General features: G+C 38.5%; 1 protein-coding gene. It reads right to left on the bottom strand.

The features are described 5' to 3' along the window. Positions 1 to 11: 11 nt before the first annotated feature. On the bottom strand, positions 12 to 254 hold the full coding sequence (locus tag AB5935_RS23915; protein ID WP_007215924.1) for a helix-turn-helix transcriptional regulator: 243 nt from the start codon (positions 252 to 254) through the stop codon (positions 12 to 14). Positions 255 to 288 lie beyond the last annotated feature (34 nt).

Below are 288 nucleotides of genomic sequence, written 5' to 3'. Positions count from 1 at the left end.
ATTAATGAGTACTACTTATTACCGGATGTAAAGTCCGAATCCTTCAACGTGGGTCTTCCGCTCACTAATAGTTCGCGTATGTCTACCTCTAGTAGGTGTGCAATTTTTGTCAGCGTGATAAGATCAGGCTGATTTGTATTCGTACACCACTTAGAAATAGTAGAGTACTCTCTGCCTAAATTTTCGGCCAACCATTTGTTAGTTCGCTGTTTCTCAGCCAACACCACTTTTATTCTATTGATACGTTGTTCCATCGTCTCATGATTATATTTCCTTAAAAATATATCG

The sequence above is a fragment of the Phocaeicola sp. RTP21198st1_B8_RTP21198_201120 genome, assembly GCF_040929485.1.
GTDB lineage: Bacteria > Bacteroidota > Bacteroidia > Bacteroidales > Bacteroidaceae > Phocaeicola > Phocaeicola dorei.
Note: the sequence above shows the minus strand (reverse complement) of the source record. Positions and strands in the feature narration are given on the sequence as shown.